At 50.2% G+C, this 17,990-nt stretch carries 14 protein-coding genes and 2 tRNA genes; 12 read left to right on the top strand and 4 right to left on the bottom strand.

What is annotated here, in order from left to right:
• Positions 1–877: 877 nt before the first annotated feature.
• From dcuC to QZN42_RS05165, 3 genes are all read left to right on the top strand, one after another.
• Positions 878–2,242 carry a C4-dicarboxylate transporter DcuC gene (gene dcuC, locus QZN42_RS05175; RefSeq protein WP_296954899.1) on the top strand — a complete coding sequence of 455 codons (1,365 nt, stop codon included), beginning with the start codon at positions 878–880 and terminating at the stop codon, positions 2,240–2,242.
• Between the two features lie 10 nt (positions 2,243–2,252).
• Complete coding sequence (locus QZN42_RS05170) at positions 2,253–3,269, top strand: nucleoside hydrolase (RefSeq protein ID WP_296954898.1); 1,017 nt, start codon at positions 2,253–2,255, stop codon at positions 3,267–3,269.
• 452 nt (positions 3,270–3,721) lie between these two features.
• Positions 3,722–4,000: a hypothetical protein gene (locus QZN42_RS05165; RefSeq protein WP_296954896.1), complete on the top strand. Its 279-nt coding sequence runs from the start codon at positions 3,722–3,724 to the stop codon at positions 3,998–4,000.
• 299 nt (positions 4,001–4,299) lie between these two features.
• Here QZN42_RS05165 and QZN42_RS05160 read toward each other — a convergent pair whose 3' ends face one another.
• Positions 4,300–5,253, bottom strand: coding sequence for a transglycosylase domain-containing protein (locus QZN42_RS05160; RefSeq protein ID WP_296954895.1), 954 nt, complete (start codon positions 5,251–5,253; stop codon positions 4,300–4,302).
• Between the two features lie 773 nt (positions 5,254–6,026).
• Between QZN42_RS05160 and gyrB the strand changes: the two genes are divergently transcribed.
• Complete coding sequence (gyrB, locus tag QZN42_RS05155; protein ID WP_296954893.1) at positions 6,027–7,976, top strand: DNA topoisomerase (ATP-hydrolyzing) subunit B; 1,950 nt, start codon at positions 6,027–6,029, stop codon at positions 7,974–7,976.
• A 592-nt stretch (positions 7,977–8,568) separates the two neighbouring features.
• Here the strand turns inward: gyrB and QZN42_RS05150 are convergent.
• The gene (locus QZN42_RS05150; protein ID WP_296954891.1) at positions 8,569–9,237 is read right to left on the bottom strand and encodes a hypothetical protein; all 669 of its coding nucleotides are present in this window, start codon (positions 9,235–9,237) and stop codon (positions 8,569–8,571) included.
• A 393-nt stretch (positions 9,238–9,630) separates the two neighbouring features.
• On the opposite strand from QZN42_RS05150, the gene alr reads away from it, so the two are divergent.
• Positions 9,631–10,728, top strand: coding sequence for an alanine racemase (gene alr / locus QZN42_RS05145; RefSeq protein WP_296954889.1), 1,098 nt, complete (start codon positions 9,631–9,633; stop codon positions 10,726–10,728).
• Between the two features lie 15 nt (positions 10,729–10,743).
• Positions 10,744–11,604: a transporter substrate-binding domain-containing protein gene (locus QZN42_RS05140; RefSeq protein ID WP_296954887.1), complete on the top strand. Its 861-nt coding sequence runs from the start codon at positions 10,744–10,746 to the stop codon at positions 11,602–11,604.
• Between the two features lie 583 nt (positions 11,605–12,187).
• On the opposite strand, the gene QZN42_RS05135 is transcribed toward QZN42_RS05140, so the two are convergent.
• Both QZN42_RS05135 and QZN42_RS05130 read right to left on the bottom strand, forming a co-directional pair.
• Positions 12,188–13,813: a ClC family H(+)/Cl(-) exchange transporter gene (locus QZN42_RS05135; protein WP_296954885.1), complete on the bottom strand. Its 1,626-nt coding sequence runs from the start codon at positions 13,811–13,813 to the stop codon at positions 12,188–12,190.
• Between the two features lie 381 nt (positions 13,814–14,194).
• Complete coding sequence (locus QZN42_RS05130) at positions 14,195–14,821, bottom strand: cyclodeaminase/cyclohydrolase family protein (protein WP_296954883.1); 627 nt, start codon at positions 14,819–14,821, stop codon at positions 14,195–14,197.
• A 500-nt stretch (positions 14,822–15,321) separates the two neighbouring features.
• Here QZN42_RS05130 and QZN42_RS05125 point away from each other — a divergent pair.
• The 6 genes from QZN42_RS05125 to yidD all read left to right on the top strand — a co-directional run bounded on the left by QZN42_RS05125 (position 15,322) and on the right by yidD (position 17,928).
• Positions 15,322–15,397: transfer RNA gene (locus tag QZN42_RS05125), tRNA-His, on the top strand.
• Positions 15,398–15,422: 25 nt separating this feature from the next.
• A tRNA-Gln gene (locus QZN42_RS05120) sits at positions 15,423–15,496 on the top strand.
• A gap of 380 nt (positions 15,497–15,876) precedes the next feature.
• Positions 15,877–16,383 (top strand): flavodoxin family protein, encoded by a 507-nt coding sequence (locus QZN42_RS05115; RefSeq protein ID WP_296954881.1) that lies wholly within the window; start codon positions 15,877–15,879, stop codon positions 16,381–16,383.
• 823 nt (positions 16,384–17,206) lie between these two features.
• The gene (gene rpmH / locus QZN42_RS05110; RefSeq protein ID WP_296954880.1) at positions 17,207–17,344 is read left to right on the top strand and encodes a 50S ribosomal protein L34; all 138 of its coding nucleotides are present in this window, start codon (positions 17,207–17,209) and stop codon (positions 17,342–17,344) included.
• Positions 17,337–17,714 (top strand): ribonuclease P protein component, encoded by a 378-nt coding sequence (rnpA, locus tag QZN42_RS05105; RefSeq protein ID WP_296954878.1) that lies wholly within the window; start codon positions 17,337–17,339, stop codon positions 17,712–17,714. The genes rpmH and rnpA overlap by 8 nt, the downstream gene beginning before the upstream one ends.
• Positions 17,715–17,718: 4 nt before the next feature.
• Positions 17,719–17,928 carry a membrane protein insertion efficiency factor YidD gene (gene yidD / locus QZN42_RS05100; protein WP_296954876.1) on the top strand — a complete coding sequence of 70 codons (210 nt, stop codon included), beginning with the start codon at positions 17,719–17,721 and terminating at the stop codon, positions 17,926–17,928.
• Positions 17,929–17,990: the final 62 nt, after the last annotated feature.

Raw genomic sequence — 17,990 nt, 5'->3', positions numbered from 1 at the left:
AAAGGAGAAGGACAAAGAGCAGAAGACCGCCTGAATAAGTGGGCTAACCCCGAACAGAAAAATTAGGAATGGGTGTCCTTGACAACGGGACCGTTTTACACAAGTTTATATGGGGATTCTGCACAGGCGAGTTTGAAATACCCGTACAAGTCGAATTGTTCAAGCCCTCCCAGGCTTGGGAGGGTGGCGCCGAAGGCGACGGGTGGGTCGTACTACAGCTGCAAGTCGGAAATGAGACAAAAGGCAAACGATAAGGCTTCCCCTCGGGGAAGCTGGCTGCGAAGCAGACTGAAAGGGCAGGGAAAGGACGAACTGCACTTTCCAACTATAAAAGTTCAATTCGAAAATGACTCTGACCTTCGAAAGTGACTCTAAAGCCCGCAGCTGCGGATGAGACAGGCTTCCCCCCGGGGAAGCTCCCGCGAAGCGGGTGATAGGGCAGCGATGGGACCCGCGGCCAAAGGCCGCAGGGCGGATAGGATGATGGATGCCTGTCCTGCACTGCCCATTCAGGTCGAAAATGAAGAAATCGGCAGTCGGGCAGGCTTTCCCATGGGAACGCCGCAAAGCGGTGAGAGGGCCAATCGATTCGAAGGATCGATACACGGATTTTCTTATAAATGCTGCCGGCGGCTTCATCAGTGCTATATTTCCTGAAATTTTCATGACATAGGGAAGACAGCCTTTAAAAAGGAATGGGCTCAAAGTTACAGGATATAATATGGCAGTTTTCATCTGGTACTTTTTAGGAGCAGCCACAGGGATTTATAGACAATTTTTGAAAACTGGAAATTCCTTACTGACAGTACCCTTTATTTCCTATATAATAAGTAAAATTACAGGCCCAAAGACGGGCATTTCATGAAAGGGGTTCTCTATGTTTCATGCATTTCTGATTTTCCTTACGATACTGGCGGCAGGTATTGCGGCATACCTCATCCTGAAACGGGTGAATGCGGTATTTTCCTTCCTCGCCGTAGGTCTCATCCTCCTCATGGGGGCTTCCCTCATCACCGGCACGCCTATCGCACCGAAAGGTTCCCTGGGAAATGTATTTCTTGATACCTTCGGATTTCTGACGAATACTTTCAAGAAAAATATCGCCGGCATCGGTACCCTGATTATGGTTGTCACCGGATATGCGACCTACATGAAACATATCCAGGCATCCACCAAACTGGCCTATACGGCGACACGGCTCCTTTCCGGTATCAAAAATCAGTACCTCATCCTTTCCGCATTTTACCTGGTAGGCATGGCACTGAAACTGGTCCTTCCCAGCCAGGCAAGTCTGGCAGTCCTCATGCTGGCTACTGTATTTCCTGTATTTATCGCCCTGAAAATCCGGCCCATTACAGCAGCTTCCGTCCTGGCCCTTCTCTGCCTGGACTATGGCCCTAATGACGGTTCCACTCTTTTTATGGCCACTACAGCCAATATCAACGTGGTAGACCTCTTCCTGAACTGGCAGGGAAAAGTGGCCCTGTCCATCATTCTCGTTACCGCCCTCATCATTCCCTTCTACTATCGCTGGACCGATAAAAGAGATCGGGAAAAAGGAAATACGGGAAATATTGAGACCGACAAACCCATCGACGACCCACCGGTGCCTTTCTTTTACGTATTTCTGCCATTAATTCCCCTGGTCCTCGTCTTTGCGGCCTATTTCATTCCCTCCATCAAAATTGATGTCATTACAGCCAACTTCATCGGATTTGCAGTCACCTTCGTCATCGAACTGATTCGAAGGAAAGATAGAAATAAAGTGCCCGGAGATGTGGCTGAAGTATTGAAAGGTATGGCAGGCGTATTCTGCTCCGTCGTAGCCATCATTATCTCTGCATCCGTCTTTGCCCAGGGCATCAAACTCCTTGGGGGTATAACTATTTTCACCGATGCCATCGCAGGTATGCAGGGAGCTGCTGTACTGGTCATGGTAGTTCTAACATTCATTACCTATATATTTGCCATCATCATGGGAAGCGGTGCGGCCCCCTTCTTCGCCTTTGGACCCCTCACCCCGGCCATTGCAGAAAGACTGGGCGTACCGACCCTTTCCCTCCTGCTTCCAATGGAACTCGCTACAGCCATAGGCCGTGCTTCCTCTCCGGTCTGCGGGGCATTGATCGCCATTGCAGGTACCGCAGGACTTTCCCCCATGACCCTGGCCCGCCGTACAGCCCCTGTCCTCTTTGTGATGCTGCTCGTCAATATGGCAGCTTCCTGGTTCTTTACCATGTAAGGAGAATCCAATGAAAAAAATCATCCTTGACTGCGATCCCGGTTCTGATGATGCCATCGCCATGATGCTGGCCATCAAAAATGAAAATATCGACCTTCTGGCCGTTACTACAGTGAATGGAAATAGAATCGTGCCGAAAACCACGGAAAATGCACTCCGCCTCATTCAATTCATGGGCGTAGACATTCCCGTCTATAGAGGCTGCGAAGAACCGATCATCTGCAACGAAATCCCCGGACGCAAACCGGACCTTCCCAGAGTCACCAGAAACGACTGCCACGGAGACTTCCTGCCCCTTCCGGCGGCCACCATTAAACCGCAGCCCGAACACGCCGTATTCTTCCTCACAAAGAAATTCATGGAAAGTGAAGGAGATATTACCCTCGTCTGCGTAGGACCTCTTACCAATATAGCCATGGCCCTTCGCATCGAACCCCGCTTGAAACAGAAAATCAAAGAAATCGTCATCATGGGCGGCGGACACTGCGGAGCCAATGCGGCAGCCGCAGCGGAATTCAACTTCTATGCTGACCCCGAAGCAGCCAAAATCGTCATGGACTCCCCCATACCGAAAGTCATCCTTCCCCTCGACTGCACCTGGCGCGCCTGCATGACCGAAGAAGAATGCAGGAAACTCGCCTCCCTGGGCACCCCGCCCGCCAAACTGGCCGCCCACCTCGTGCAGCTTCGAATCGATAACCTTAAAGTCAATGATATTTCCAAACATAACTACGACCTCCGCCACACCCCGGGAACCGTGGCTTCCGCCATGCTCTACAGATATGATAACGACAGAGCCCCCATCCACGATGCACTGGCAGTAGCTTACGTCATAGATCCCACAGTAGTCACTGAACTGGCCGATGCAAATGTAGACATCGATATCTCCGGAGGCATCTGCGACGGAAGAATGGTCGCCGACTTCCATAATACCAAAAAAGGAAAAGACCCGGTCACCGCCAAAGTCGCCCTCAATGCAGACGGAAGGAAATTCTCCGCGATGATTATGGAAGCACTGGGGAAATAATAACTAGTGATTAGCGATAAATGATAAGTACAGGGCACCTTGAAATTATCAGGGTGCCCATTTTTTATGTGGGAAACTTTTGTCCTGGCAGCCTTTGCTTTGGGATGCTCAGGGCGGTCGGTGCGATCGGGGTGGTCGGGAAGGTGCGGCGCTGATGCGCCGCGAATATAGATGGGGATTTTTCCCAGGCGGGGAAAGAACTTCTTACTCATTAAAACCATACAACCGGCCCTTCAGGCCGGGGAAAACACGCAAACCGGGCCTTCGCGGAGGGAAAAATTCAAGCCCGCCTCGCTCCGCTTGAAAGAGTACGGCCCCGCCGCTCCTCACAATATGGAATCCTGCGAGACTTTTTGGAAGTAGATTATGATTCTCGCACCTTTTTTTCCTTGAGTCTATCCCCAAAAAAGATATGATGGAATTATAGAGTTTCCCATATTTTAAAGGAGGAAATGATGGACGGATTGGAAGAGGAAATCGAGGCTTCGATGGGGCAGTGGAAATATGCCTATCCTGAGGATTATGAGCGGATGGAGGAAGAGGGGGTGAATATGCACGATTATGCAAAGCGGCGGATTATTTCTGCCAATCAGAGTATGGCTTCTACCCTGCAGATCATGAATGACCGGCTGCGGGAGACCGTTTCGGATCCGGAGGAGTTTGAACGGGAGAAGAAGTGGAATGAGATGACTGCATGGGAAATGAAGGCGGAGGATTTGAAGTATATCTGAGGAGAAATGGCTGCTTTCAGGGAGCAGAGTGATTTCGTCCAGAGGGGATTTAGCAGGCAGCGGTTAGCCGTTAGCAGTTAGAATCCTATCTTTCCGTAACACTCGTACCATCATGATTCCATTTGTGCGAGGTTCCATAAAATCAGCCTGTGCAAAATCCCAGAAAAAAATAGCGGCCCATCGGGGCCGCCACCTTCACGGACAACGAATAACGAACAACGAATAACGATTTCTACAAAGTTTTTACGTAATTTTTTGTTAAGGCTAACCACTAACGGCTAATTACTAACCACTCACATCTATTTCAGCCACAGATTGAGGGCACTCTGGGCGGCCTGTTCCGGGGTGATGTATCCTTCCTGGGCCATGAGGGCGAGGACCATGGTCATTCGTTTGGCTCCTTCCTGGGGGTGGTCCAGTGGATCATAGGCTGAGGGGGCCTGGGGGAGGCCGGCGAGCATGGCGCACTGGGAGAGGTCGAGGTCTTTTGGTTCTTTGCCGAAATAGGTCCGGCTGGCAGGGCCTACGCCGTAGGCTCCGTGGCCGAAGTAGATGGTATTCAGGTATATTTCCAGTATCTGGTCTTTGGAATAGTATTTTTCCAGCTGCATGGCGAGGGCCAGTTCTTCCACTTTCCGCTCCATGGTCCGTTCATTGGAGAGGAAAATGTTTTTTACTGTCTGCTGGGCGATGGTGGACCCGCCTTCCATGGTGTGTCCTGCGATGGCATTGGTGATGATAGCCCGTCCGACTCCGATGAGGTCGATGGCTCCATGGTCATAGTACCTTCTGTCTTCGGTAGCTACGATGCCTTTTTTCAGAAGGTCCGGAATCTGGTCCCCGGGGACGAATTTCTTCCGGTCGATCCGGGATTCCAGGGCCGTGGTGAAATGGGCCACATTGTTCCATTTCTGCTGGAGCGATTCCACTTCGGCTGCTGCCTCTTGGCGGGTGGGGATTTTTTCAGAAATATTTTTTTCTTTATCCGTGGATTTTGGGGCAGCGGTCTCTGCCGTACCGGCAGGGGTGGCTTCTTTGGAAATGCCATTGAAAATGGTATTGGAAATATCTTTGATGAGCTCCACCATTCCATCTTTTTCGGATTTCTGCTCCTGGGAAGGCGCAGAGCCTTTGGCGGCCACGGCTTTCGGAGTGCGCGGCTTATCCACGCCTTTGGATATGTCGTTTCCTTCGCTCATGCCCCAGTAAACAGCACCGGCCAGGATGAGAAGGATGAGTAAGAGTTTCTTCATAGGAGATTCCTCGCTGGAAATTTGTTTGTATATTTCTTATTCTATCATATGTGGGGTTGTAGGATGAATAGTTTCATTCGTAAAGGAAACTTTATGATGAGAGGCTTTTGAATCGGTGTGATCGGGGTTGTCGGGAAGGTGGCGGTCAAGTGCCAAAAGGACGGATTGGGGATTTCGGATTGCGGATTGCGGGAAGGTGCGGGCATCAGAATCATGAAGCCCGCTATTTTTATAGGAAAACCTTAAGCTTTGAAAACTTTTGAATCGGGATTATCGGGAATATCGGGAATCGTTTCGGGAAAATCGGGAAGGTGGCGCCCTTCGGGCGCAAGTTTATATTTGGCCTTCGGCGCTTAGCCAAATGGAATGGGAAATATGAAAATTATCGATTTCTCGAATCGATTTTGCCCTCTCACCGCTTTGCGGTGTTCCCCGGGGGGGGAGAGCCTTCCCGCTTTATGTAAGAGTCACCTGTCCCTTGCCTGTTTCATCATTTCCTAATCAATACTTTGCGGCGCCCATAAATTTGCGCCGCTCCTTCCCGACAGTCCCGACATCCCCGAAATCATCCCCGATATTCCCGAAACAGAGGTTATAACGAAGTCAGTTCGGTTATTATATTTTCAGTTATTTTACTGACTACCCACGGGGCGAAAAAGCGTGCGTAAATTGAGGAAATATGATATAATAATATAGCTGAAAAGCTATATATATAATGTATAAAGTAAAAGCAGCGGTGAAAGTCCGCTGATTTTTTTTCAAGGAGTGTACGAATGGCTGAAGATATCCATGAAATCCAGGCCCGCCATGAGGAAGAAAATGGCAAGAGCGATTACGGCGCCAAAGATATAAGGGTGCTGGAAGGGCTGGAAGCGGTCCGTCTCCGTCCGGGCATGTACATCGGTTCTACCTCTGCCAGGGGTCTCCACCATCTGGTATATGAAGTGGTGGATAACAGTATCGATGAAGCGCTGGCAGGCTACTGCACTCATATCGAAGTGACTTTAAATGATGACGGAAGCTGCACGGTCACCGATAACGGCCGCGGGATCCCGACAGGCATGCATGAAACGGGCAAACCGGCTATGGAAGTCGTTCTGACGGTCCTCCATGCAGGCGGAAAATTCGGGGGCGACGGATATCCTATTTCCGGCGGCCTTCACGGTGTAGGTATTTCCGTAGTCAATGCCCTTTCTGAATGGATGGTGGTCAACGTCAGGCGCGAAGGCCATTATCATGAAATGAAGCTCTCCCGGGGCGAAGTGACCGAATCCATGCGGACTTATGGCAAAACTGATGAAACAGGGACTTCCGTCACTTTCAAGCCGGATATCCGGATTTTCAAGGAAGGTATCGATTTCGATTATGAAACGCTGAAAATCCGTATGCGTGAACTGGCTTTCCTGAATAAGGGACTCACCATCACCCTCACGGATAACCGCGATAATGCTACCCATCAGGATGTTTTCCACTATGCAGGAGGCATTGTGGAATTCGTGAAATATTTAAACGAAGGTAAAGACCTGGTGGATCCTTCCGTTATTTCCTTTGAAGGCGAAAAAGACAAGGTCATTGTAGATATCGCTATGCAGTACCAGACGGGCTACAGCGAAAATATGTATACCTTCGTCAATGATATCAATACGGTGGAAGGCGGTATGCACCTCGCCGGTTTCCGTACGGCACTTACCAGGGTTATCAATGATTACGGTAGAAAGAGCGGAATTCTGAAGCAGAATGATGAAAATCTTTCCGGCGATGATGTGCGTGAAGGCCTCACCTGCGTCATTTCCGTCAAAGTGCCGAATCCGCAGTTCGAAGGCCAGACGAAGACGAAGCTGGGCAATCTGGAAGTCAAAGGCATTGTAGACAATATCGTTTCCGAAGGCCTCCACACCTACATGGAAGAACATCCTGCGGAAGCCAGGGCAGTGGTTGAAAAAGGAATCACCGCCAGCCGGGCCAGAGAAGCAGCCCGCCGGGCCCGCGAACTCACCCGAAGAAAAAATGCTCTCGAAGTATCCAGCCTCCCGGGGAAACTGGCCGATTGCACCGAAAGAGATCCGAAATTCACAGAAATATACATCGTCGAAGGGGATTCCGCAGGCGGCTCTGCCAAGAGCGGCCGCGACCGCCGCTACCAGGCGATCCTGCCTCTCCGCGGTAAAATCCTGAACGTAGAAAAAGCAAGACTTGACCGGGTGCTCAATTCCGATGCCATCCGTACGATGATCACCGCCTTTGGCACAGGAGTGGGCGAAGATTTCGATATTACCAGGCTCCGCTACTACAAAATCATCATCATGACCGATGCCGATGTAGATGGTGCCCATATCCGTACCCTTCTCCTCACTTTCTTCTACCGGTACATGAAACCCCTCATCACCGAAGGCCATGTATACATTGCCCAGCCGCCGCTCTATCAGATCCGCAAAGGACGGCAGAAATACTACACCTACGATGATGATGAACAGAACCGCATGCTTGATGAAATAGGCAGAGACGGATGTGTCATCCAGCGCTATAAAGGGCTTGGTGAAATGGACCCCGAACAGCTCTGGGATACCACCATGAACCCGGAACAGCGGGTCATGCTGAAAGTAGAACTCACCGATGCCATCGAAGCAGACCACCTCTTCAACGTCCTTATGGGGGATAAAGTAGAACCCAGAAGGAAATTCATCGAAGAACACGCAAAGGAAGTTACGAATCTGGATCTGTAATTTTTCAAAAAAGATCGATTGTGCAGACAATCGGTCTTTTTGTTTTAGAAAATCGGATGGCGGAATGCGGATTTCGGATTGCGGGAAGGTGCGGCGCATAAAAATTTGGAAGCGCCGCATTTTATGATTTTGCCTTTGGCCCTCATCTGCAGCAGGACAAATTTCACCTCTCAGTTTATAGGGAAACCGGAATTTTCGATGGCTTTTGAATCGGGGATGTCGGGGGTCTCGGGATTGTCGGGGCTGCCGGGAAGGTGGCGCCCTGCGGGCGCAAGTTTATATTTTGCTTTCGGTGTGCATTTCCGAGGGGAATATATATTGTTGAAAGTGCAGTTTCCCCTCACCAGCTGCAGCAGAGCTCCACAATGGGCAAAAACTTTTGGTATACCCATCAAAAAAGGCCGCACTTCCGATTTGGATGTACGGCCTTATTCACTGATAACTAACCGCAGATTTATATCCCGGTTTGAACAAAGTCTCAAAAAAGTGCCGTATCAGCGGCACTTTGCAAATAATGAACAACGAATAACGAACAACGAACAACGAAAATCGTAATTGACTCCATCCATAGTCATGGAGACTGAGAAAATAATTATCTTCTCCTCATTCCTCTCGGATAGGCATGAGAGCCATGGCCTTTCTGGGCTCTCCTTGCTGCGCGGTTCGGGAGGTCTTCCTGGGACTCGCTGCCGGAGGACTGGCCCATTTTGCCTTTGGCCAGTTTTCCTGTCTGGATGCAGGTGCGTTTGGCGGTGAGGAACCAGCCGGCCATTTTGTCTGCATTTTTGGAATCGCTGCTGTTCTTGGCCATGGAATCTTCGGGGAAATCTTTCTTGTAGTATTCGATGGCTTTTTTGCTGTTCGTCTTGTCATCGGCAGCTACAGATTTGAAATTCATGAGGTTTCTTCCCACGAAAAGGATGAGAAGTACCGGCAGGATGGCCATATAGAAGACGCCGGAGGCGATATCGGTGGCGATGAGAAGGACTGCCACTGCGATGACGCCCATGGCTGTATATTTCTGCATGTTCAGCATTTTGCGGAATTTTTCATCCATGGCGGAAAGCCAGATATTTCCACCGGCATGGAAATAATTCAGGAATTCCTTGTCCCGGAAGCTCCGGTCCCCTTTGTGGCGCTCGATGATCTGGTCGATGATATCTTTTACATTTTTCTCCAGCCTGAGCATCTGGTAGCCGATGAAGAAACCGATGGCGGAAAGAATGATAGTAACGATGATAGTAACGATATTAGAATCCATAAGTCTGCTCCTTTTCTACATAGTATTTATATTATACTCTTGTTGAGCGATATGGGAAAGGGGAGAAAAGGAATTGGAAACGGGGCCTTTCCTGAAAGCTGCCGGAGAGGTTCACTGTTTTGGGAAGAGGAGGATTATAAGAAATACAGGGGGACTTTTTTTCATTCCGCTTGTAGAAATATACAGTTTATACGATCATTCCTCTTTCGGCGGCAGGAAATATGAAATAATAGAAATATAGATACTGCCGTAATTTTTATGCAGCTTAAAAATATTTTCCTAAGCAGAATTTGGTGAATGCGATTATATTTATACAAAAATATGAATAAAAACTATTGACATGATACTTTTGGCGGACTAAAATATGAATAACATACAGAAAGGAGAATAAAAATGCCTGTTTCCTGCCGGAGAGTCAGAAAAAATACGGTGCTCAGAAATCTTTCTGTTTTAAGGAAAGCCCTGCCGGACGTGCTGCTCATGGCTGTCGTGAAGAATGACGGCTATGGAAGCGGAGCGCTTCCCATGGCAGAAGCAGCCCTGGCCTGCGGATTTGATGCGGCCGGCGTGGCAAGGGTATCGGAAGGAATCCTACTCAGAAAGGGAGGTATCAGATGTCCTGTATTTATCCTGAGCGGTACGGCAGAAGCAGACTGGAAAGAAGCAATAGAAGAAAATCTGATTTTTCCGCTGGATGAAGATGGAAACAGGGAGAAGCTTTCCCTTCTCTCTGAATCTTTGGGGAAGACGGCAGAAGTGATGATTCCGGTAGACACCGGGCTTCACCGGATCGGAGTCACTCCCTCGCAGGTGATTCCTTTTGCAAAGAAAGTGGACCATATTTCCTCCATCCGCATCAAAGGGTTCTTCACCCATCTGGTGGACCCGGATTCAGCGGAAAAACCATTTGCCGGGAAACAGCAGCTCATCTGGAACAGCCTGGTGGAAGAAATTCAAAAAGCATTTCCGGGAAGAAATTTCCTCTTCAGCGCGTCCGACAGTGCAGCGGCGGAAGATATGGATTTCAAAGAAAATATGGCCCGCATAGGGAGCCTTCTACACGGAATCCAGCCTTCGCCGGATGTGTCCCATCCCATTCCTGTAGAACCGGTGATGGATATCGTGAGTCACGTGACCCACCGGGTATTTGTGAAAAAGGGAGAAACCGTCGGATATAACGGGCTTTACCGGGCAGAGGAGGATCAATGGATTGCCACAGTCCCCGTGGGATACGGTGACGGTTACAGGCGCACCCTTTCGGGCAGAGCTTCCGTCCTCATTCAGGGAAAGCGACGAAAAATCCTGGGTCTCATCTGCATGGATCAGATGATGGTGGAAAGTGATGAGCATGTAAAGACAGGAGAAGAAGTCATCCTTCTGGGTAAACAGGGAAAGGAAACCATCCGCGCAGAAGAACTGGCAGGCCTGGCTGATGCCAATGTGCATGAATGGCTGGGCGGCTTCAGGAGACTTCCGCTCATTTGGGAATAAAAGGAGATCATAATCATGAAAAAACTGGTAAAATCAATCATTCTCGGTATGGCAGCTGCCTCTGTCATGTTCATGGCCGCAGGCTGCGGCGGCGGAGCGAAACAGGCCGCTTCTTCAGCTCCTGCCAAGTCCCAGGCCCAGGGAGACCTGCTGGCGCAGATTAAGAAAAAAGGCGTCCTCACCGTAGGCACCGCTTCCGGCTTCCCGCCTTATGAATTCCTGGATGCTTCCAAAGCAGAAAAGACAGTCATCGGCGTAGATATGGACCTGGCCAAAGCCATCGCCGACAAAATGGGCGTCAAGCTGAAAATAGAAGACTCCAACTTCACCGCCCTCCTCTCCTCCCTTACGGCAGGCAAAGTGGATATCGCCATTGCAGGCATCAATGCGACGGAAGAAAGAAAGAAAACCATGGACTTCTCTACAGGGTACCTGCCCACTCATGAAAAAGTCCTCATCCGCAAGGACGATGCAGGGAAATACAAGACTATCGAAGATCTGACCGGCAAGACCATCGGCGTACAGAAATCCACCACCGAAGAAAAACTGGCCCAGGATGAACTGAAACAGTCCAAGCTCGTTGCCCTTGACCATGTACCGGACGTAGTTCTTGAACTGAAACACGGAAAAATCGACGGGGTAGTCGTACAGGATATCATTGCCCAGCAGTACCTCGTCTTCAACGATGATCTTATGCTCTCCGATATCAACTTCAAGACCTCCAAGGAAATGGATACCGTAGTCGCTGTACCGAAAGGAAATCCGGAACTCCTGAAAGTCATCAACGAAGTCATCAAAGAAAATGCGGCCAACGGCAATTTCGAAAAATGGCTGCAGGATGCAAGCAAGAAAGCCGTAGAAAATGCGAAGAAATAATTTGATTGAGACATCTGTCACATTTTCGGGATGAGTCATTTCGGTATTCGTGGGTTAGCCCTGCCACGGCTCGCCCCGATAGAGTCTTTTACGAAATTTCGTGGTTCGTGATTCGTGGTCCGTAAAGGCGGCACTGCTTGTGCAGCGCCGCTTTTGGTATGGGGATTTTCACGGGCGAGTTGAAAGATCGGTAGGGAACCCACCCGACCTCGCTTCGCTCGGCCACCCTCCCAACTCTTGGGAGGGCTTGGACGATAACGACCTGAATGGAATCAGATGATATTGAGGAATTCCTTTCAGACGGATTTCTGACATCTTGAAGAGAACACTGTGCTTTCTCCGCTTCCTTCGCGGGGCCGGGAATACAGAGACATGTCGCAATTGTAGAGTCACCGCCTGAGCAGGACCCTTTCCGGCTCATTTGTCGGCCAAAGGCCCTATATATACTTGGCCGCTCCGAAAATTTGAGGCGGCCACCGCCCCTTTCCCCCTTTTCTTCACTTGCGACTTTTACGACAAATGAAAAGAGCCGGTTGTCCGCACAGCCGGCCCTTTTTTCTAACCGATAATTACTAACGACCAACTACTTCTTATCCCTCGCATGGGCCCTCGGCACTTTTTCTTCGCCCAGGGATTTCAGCATTTCCGCATTTCTGCTGACGGTGAGGATGTAGAGGAAGTCTCCTGCCCGGAGTTTGATATCCGGGTCCGGGATGTGGCTCTTGCCGCCCCGTTTGAGGTCGATGATGACGGTCTGCCTCATGCCGGGGAGTTCGCCGATGATTTTATTTTCCAGGACTGAACCGCTGGCGATGGGGACCTCGATGATATTTCTTTCTTCTTCTGCTTCTTTATCCGGCGCTGTCTTGAGGGATTTCTTGAGGAGTGCGTCGTAGATGGGCTCACCTTTGAGGAGTTCAGCAGTGATGTAGGCGATGGCACTTCCCAGGGCGAGGGCCATGAGGTGGCCGAAGTCACCGGTCATTTCCAGAATGAGGAGGGTGCCGGTGATAGGGGAGCGCACGGAGGCTGCGAAGAGGGAAACCATGCCGATGACGATGATGTTTGGCGTGTAGATTTCATTGATCATGTCCAGGGAGACGAAGATATTCGCTTCCACTGCACCTACGAGGGAGCCGATGACGAGGAGGGGGAGGAAGAAGCCGCCCGGTACGCCGCAGCCGTAGGAAATCAATGTGAAAATATATTTTCCCGCCAGCAGGAGCAGGAGGAAGCCGAGGCTGTAACGGGTCATGGCCAGGGTATCCACCAGGGCATTGCCGCCGCCCAGCACCTGGGGCAGGTAGAAGCCCAGGAGGCAGGAGCAGATGAGGGCGAAACCGATTTTCATATACTGGTTTCTGAAAATTTTGAGGCCGTAGAAATTTCCTGTGTGGAGAAGGCCCCAGTTGAAGATGATGCCTGTGAAGCCGCAGGAAATAGCAATGATGACTACGAGGCCCAGATGTTCCGTGGGCATGGGGACGAGGTTTACGAAATGGAAGCTCGTGCTGTTTCCAAAGAAGAAACGGGTGACGATGGTGGCCGTAATGGCGCTGGTCATGGTAGGGAGGAGCACGGCCCCTGAAAAATTCCGGTGCAGTTCTTCCAGGGCGAACATCATGCCTGCCAGAGGCGCATTGAAGGCAGCCGCAAGGCCGGCAGCTGCACCGCTTGTGATGAGGTAGCGCTCTTCCATGCGGGTGCGGCCGAGAAATCTCGAGAAACCCTGCCCTGCTACAGCACCGATCTGGATGGAGGGACCTTCACGGCCCAGCGACAGGCCTGCACCGATGCCGAGAGCTCCGGCAAGAATTTTCACCCAGAGAATACGGAACCACTTCATTTTGTAAAGACCCAGGATGACCCCTTTCACCTGGGGAATGCCGGAGCCCGAAGCCATGGGGGCATAGCGGCACATGAGGAAGAGGCAGAGGCCGATGATCGCCAGGGCCGCCGCCCAGCAGAGAATCGGAATGGGATCCATCCTGGCTTGGGCGGAAAGAAGGAAGGCATTGTAGATGTAAATGCGCAGCGCTTCCGCTTCAGTGAGGAGGAAACGGAAGAGGGAAATACAGAGACCTCCCAGAATCCCTACGAAAATTCCTTCCACAAAGAGGCGGAGACGGAACTTGTGCCAGTTGTCCAGAGCCACGTAGGTTTTAAAAAGCTGGCTTTTAAAGGAGGCGCTTTTTTCTTCAGTTTTCATAGAGAGCCTCCTTTCTTTGGAGCATACCATTTCGGATTGAAATAATAGAGGCAAATGAGACAAAAACTTTGAAGTATTCGAATGGCCTGCTGGAGCGACTTGAAGGCTTCAGGCAATGGAGCCTGAAACTTTGAGTTATTCGTGTGGCCTGTCGATACGGCTTGAAAGTTTGAGGCACTTGAGCCAGGAACTTTGAGGTATTCGTGCGGCCTGACGCAACGACATGAGGCTCTGAGGCGTTCCAGCCAGGAACTTTGAAGTATTCGTAGAGCCTGCCGGAACGACATGCGTCATAGAAGCGTTTGAGCTGGCAGGGACTGATAACTAAAAACTAAGCACTAACCACTAACCACTAGCGGCTGATTGTTAACGGCTAAAATCTCACAAATCAACCTGATACGTCAGCACCGCATCGATGGCGGAAACGGCGTTTTCCCAGGAGGTGATGGTGTCTTTCATTTCGTGTTCGTAGAATTCGTCGTCAATGTATTTTAAATTTATTTTTACATTAATAATAGAGGCATGGATGCAGGCGATGGCATTCTGGGCAGCCATGATAGCATCGCTGATGCAGTTTTTATTTCCTTTGAGGAGGAGATTTGTGAAGGAAGGGAGCAGGTCGCTCATGGTCTGGGCGGTCTGCTGTGGAACGGAGATGGCTTTCTTGAATGCTTCAATCTGTTTCATCTGCCTCTCTTCCAGGGGGAGCTTGCGGATGGCGCGGAGGGTATCCATGAGTTCCCTGAAATTCTTTGCATCTTCATCCATGAGGTCCAGGAAAATGGAACGGGCGAACCGGAATACTTCCAGATATTCTTTCGCCTTTTCATGGAATTCGGCGTAATTCTTATTGGAAATCGTGAGATTGCACACCATTTCCGCCAGGGCACAGGCCTGGGCGCCCATGAGTCCCGCACAGGCACCGCCGCCGGGCGCAGGCTTCGAGGAACCGAGATCATCAAGGAAATCATCAATCGTCATCTGACGGAATGCTTTTTCATCTGCCATAGGGATCACCTCTGCATAGACAATAAAGACTTTTAATTATTTACTATTATACAGTGTATTCGGGATGAATAACATTAGAAAAATGTGATTTTTGGTGGGTGGAATGAATTTATCTGGTGATGCGGCTGAATTCAACATGGCTTTTGTGTCGGGGATACCGGGGAACTCGGGAGTCTCGGGGGTATCGGGAAGGTATTGCCGCTGATGCGGCAATGAATATAAATTGGGAATGTGCACAGGCGATGGAATCATAGTTTCGCAGATATCGGAGGAATTTGATTTCTTCCGGTTTTCCCGAACAGGAGAGCCGAAGGCTGTGCGCGAAGCGCACTATATAAATTGGTTTGCGGCAGCAAACCATATCCTTCCCGGTGGCCCCGATCACCCCGACCATCCCGACTGCCCCGATTCAAAAGTTTCAGAAAATGATTTGACATGAAGTCATATAAATGATATACTATACATCGTCATATGGCCCTGGTCATATGGCTTCATATGTGGCGGGTGTGGTGAAGCGGCTAACACGGCGGATTGTGGCTCCGTTACGCGTGGGTTCGAGCCCCACCACTCGCCCCATTTTTTTTTACCTTGAACACCATATGGGGGTATCGCCAAGCGGTAAGGCAACGGACTTTGACTCCGTTATCGGTGGTCCGACTCCACCTACCCCTGCCAGAGATAAAGAGCTGTAGTGATGCAGCTCTTTTTTTATTGAAAATTTAAGAAAAATAACTTTTGAATAGGGAATGTCGGGAGACTCAGGAGCATTAGGGCTTTCGGGAAGGTGGCGGGTATCAGAAATAAAAGCCCGCCTTTTTGAAATCTTGTCAAATCCTGGTTTCCTGGAAGGGAAAAATACGGATCTGACGGGACAAAATCTTTCCTCAAAATGGGCGCCAAAGGCCTTGCGCGGAGCGCACTAGATAAATTGACTCGCCGGCCATATCCTTCCCGGCAATTCCGATCGTCCCCGACATCCCCGTGACTCCCGATTCAAAAGTATTTCTGCTATAATATAATAGAAATTATTTTATAATATAAAATTAAGGAGGCAAATGATGAAATCTCTCGTTCTCTGGTCTTCCCGTACGGGAAATACGAAGAAGGTGGCGGAAGCCATTTATGAGGCACTGCCGGGTGAAAAGGATATCCTGGAAGAAGGAAGGGAAAAGGACCTTTCTTCCTATGATCTGATTTTTGTGGGCTTCTGGGCATTTCGGAGGGGTGCGGACATGGTAGCGAGGAGGACTCTGGCAAAAATGGAAGGCAAAAAAGTGGCCATCTATGCCACAGCCGGGACTTATCCCGACTCCCAGGCAGCCAAAGATTATCTCGATAATGCGGCAGCTCTCCTGCCGGAATCGGCCAAATGCCTGGGCACCTGGATCTGCCAGGGAAGAGTCAATTCCTTCCATACAGGGAAACGGAATCCCAATAAAGAAGCCGTCCATCCGCTGACACCGGAACGCCTCGCCAGACTGGAAGAGGCGGAGAAACATCCGGATGAGAAGGATCTTCTCAGTGCAAAAAACTGGGCTCTCACTGTAGTGGGGAAACTGTAATATCAGTGATAAGTGATAAGTGTTAAGTGGTAAGTGAAGGTGGGCGCCTTGAAATTATGAAGGCGCCCTCTTTATATGACTTTAATCTTCGAAAGCTTTTGAATCGGGGTAATCGGGGTGGTCGGGATGATCGGGACTGTCGGGAAGGATATGGTTTTCCTGCGGAAAACCAATTTTATGTAGTGCGCTCCGCGCACGGGCTGCTGCCTGCATAGAAGCTGCCCGGGGTTATGCGCAGACGGTGGCTCTACACTTGCGGCTTGTACCTGTATTCCCGGCCATACGTGAACCTGCAGCCCTGCACGAGGGATCATGTGTATTCCCGGCCGCGCGCGGGGAGCGGAGAGAACGCAGCGCTCTTCTTTTAACGCTGAAATCCGGACGAAAAGATCTCGCCGGGATGGGCCAATTCCGTTCAAGTCGTTACCGTCAAGGCCCTTCCTGGTTTTGCTCTCAAACAACGTGCAAAAAGCAGTGAGAGTCATGCTGCAGCCGAGAGGGAGGGATAAACGAAGTGAAGGAGGGTGGCTCCATCGTTCTTTCAACTCGCCTGTGCAAATTCCCTATAATACTTGCGGCGCATCAGCGCCGCCACCACCCCGCATCCCGCACCCCGAAATCTCGATACTGACTCTATCGGGGCGTGCCGGGGTGAGGCTGACTCACGAATATCGAAATTGACTCTATCCATCCAACAGACGAATGTCTCAAAAAGCAAAAAAATGTCAAGGAATTTCATTTGACATCGCACACTGCTTTAGCTATAATTAGTCTGTTATGGTGCACAAAAATAGCACTGCCGCTACGAAGGAGGTGTTTTTACATGGCAAAAATGACATTCCAGCCGAACAACCACTGGAGAAAACAGACTCACGGTTTCCGCGCTCGTATGAAGACGAAAGCAGGCCGCATTTGTCTGAAGAGAAGAAGAGCAAAGGGCAGAAAGAAATTAAGTGCCTAATCTAAAGGAAGAGGGAGCCAAGGAGGACTACAGTCTTCCCCGTTCCTCCCGTATCAGACAGAACAGGGATTACCGTAGAATTTATCGTTCCGGTAAACGTTTCAGCAACAGGGCCGGGCTCTTCTACCTGGTGAAATCCAGGAGGAAAGATGTCCGCATCGGCTTCGTATGCACGAAGAAAATCGGCCATGCCTTTGCCCGCAACCGGGCGAAGCGCCTCATGAAGGAGGTCTACCGCCTTCACCGTCATGAGATTCTTCCGCACTTCGAAGGGATCCTGCTGGCCGGACCCTTCCTGACGGGCTGCACCTATCAGGAAGCAGAAAAGGCCATCCTTGCACTGTGGCGCAAGGCCGGAATACTGGAGTAAACATATGAAATCTGTATTAATCGCACTGATCCGTTTCTACAGAGCATTTATTTCTCCCCTGAAGCCTCCTTGCTGTCGCTTTACGCCCACCTGCAGCGAATATGCCCTGCAGGCGGTCATGAAATATGGAGCCCTGAAAGGCAGCTGGCTCGCGTTCAAACGGATTCTCCGCTGCAACCCTTTTTGCAGGGGCGGCTACGATCCGCTTCCGTGAAGGCTGTCTTTTTTTCTACTTTTTTACAGGAAATAAAGATTTTATCCTCATCATAAGGCCGC

The organism is uncultured Dialister sp., assembly GCA_900314595.1.
Taxonomy (GTDB): Bacteria; Bacillota; Negativicutes; order Veillonellales; family Dialisteraceae; genus Dialister.
The sequence above is the reverse complement of the archived record's forward strand: the minus strand, read 5'-3'. Positions and strand labels throughout refer to the sequence as shown.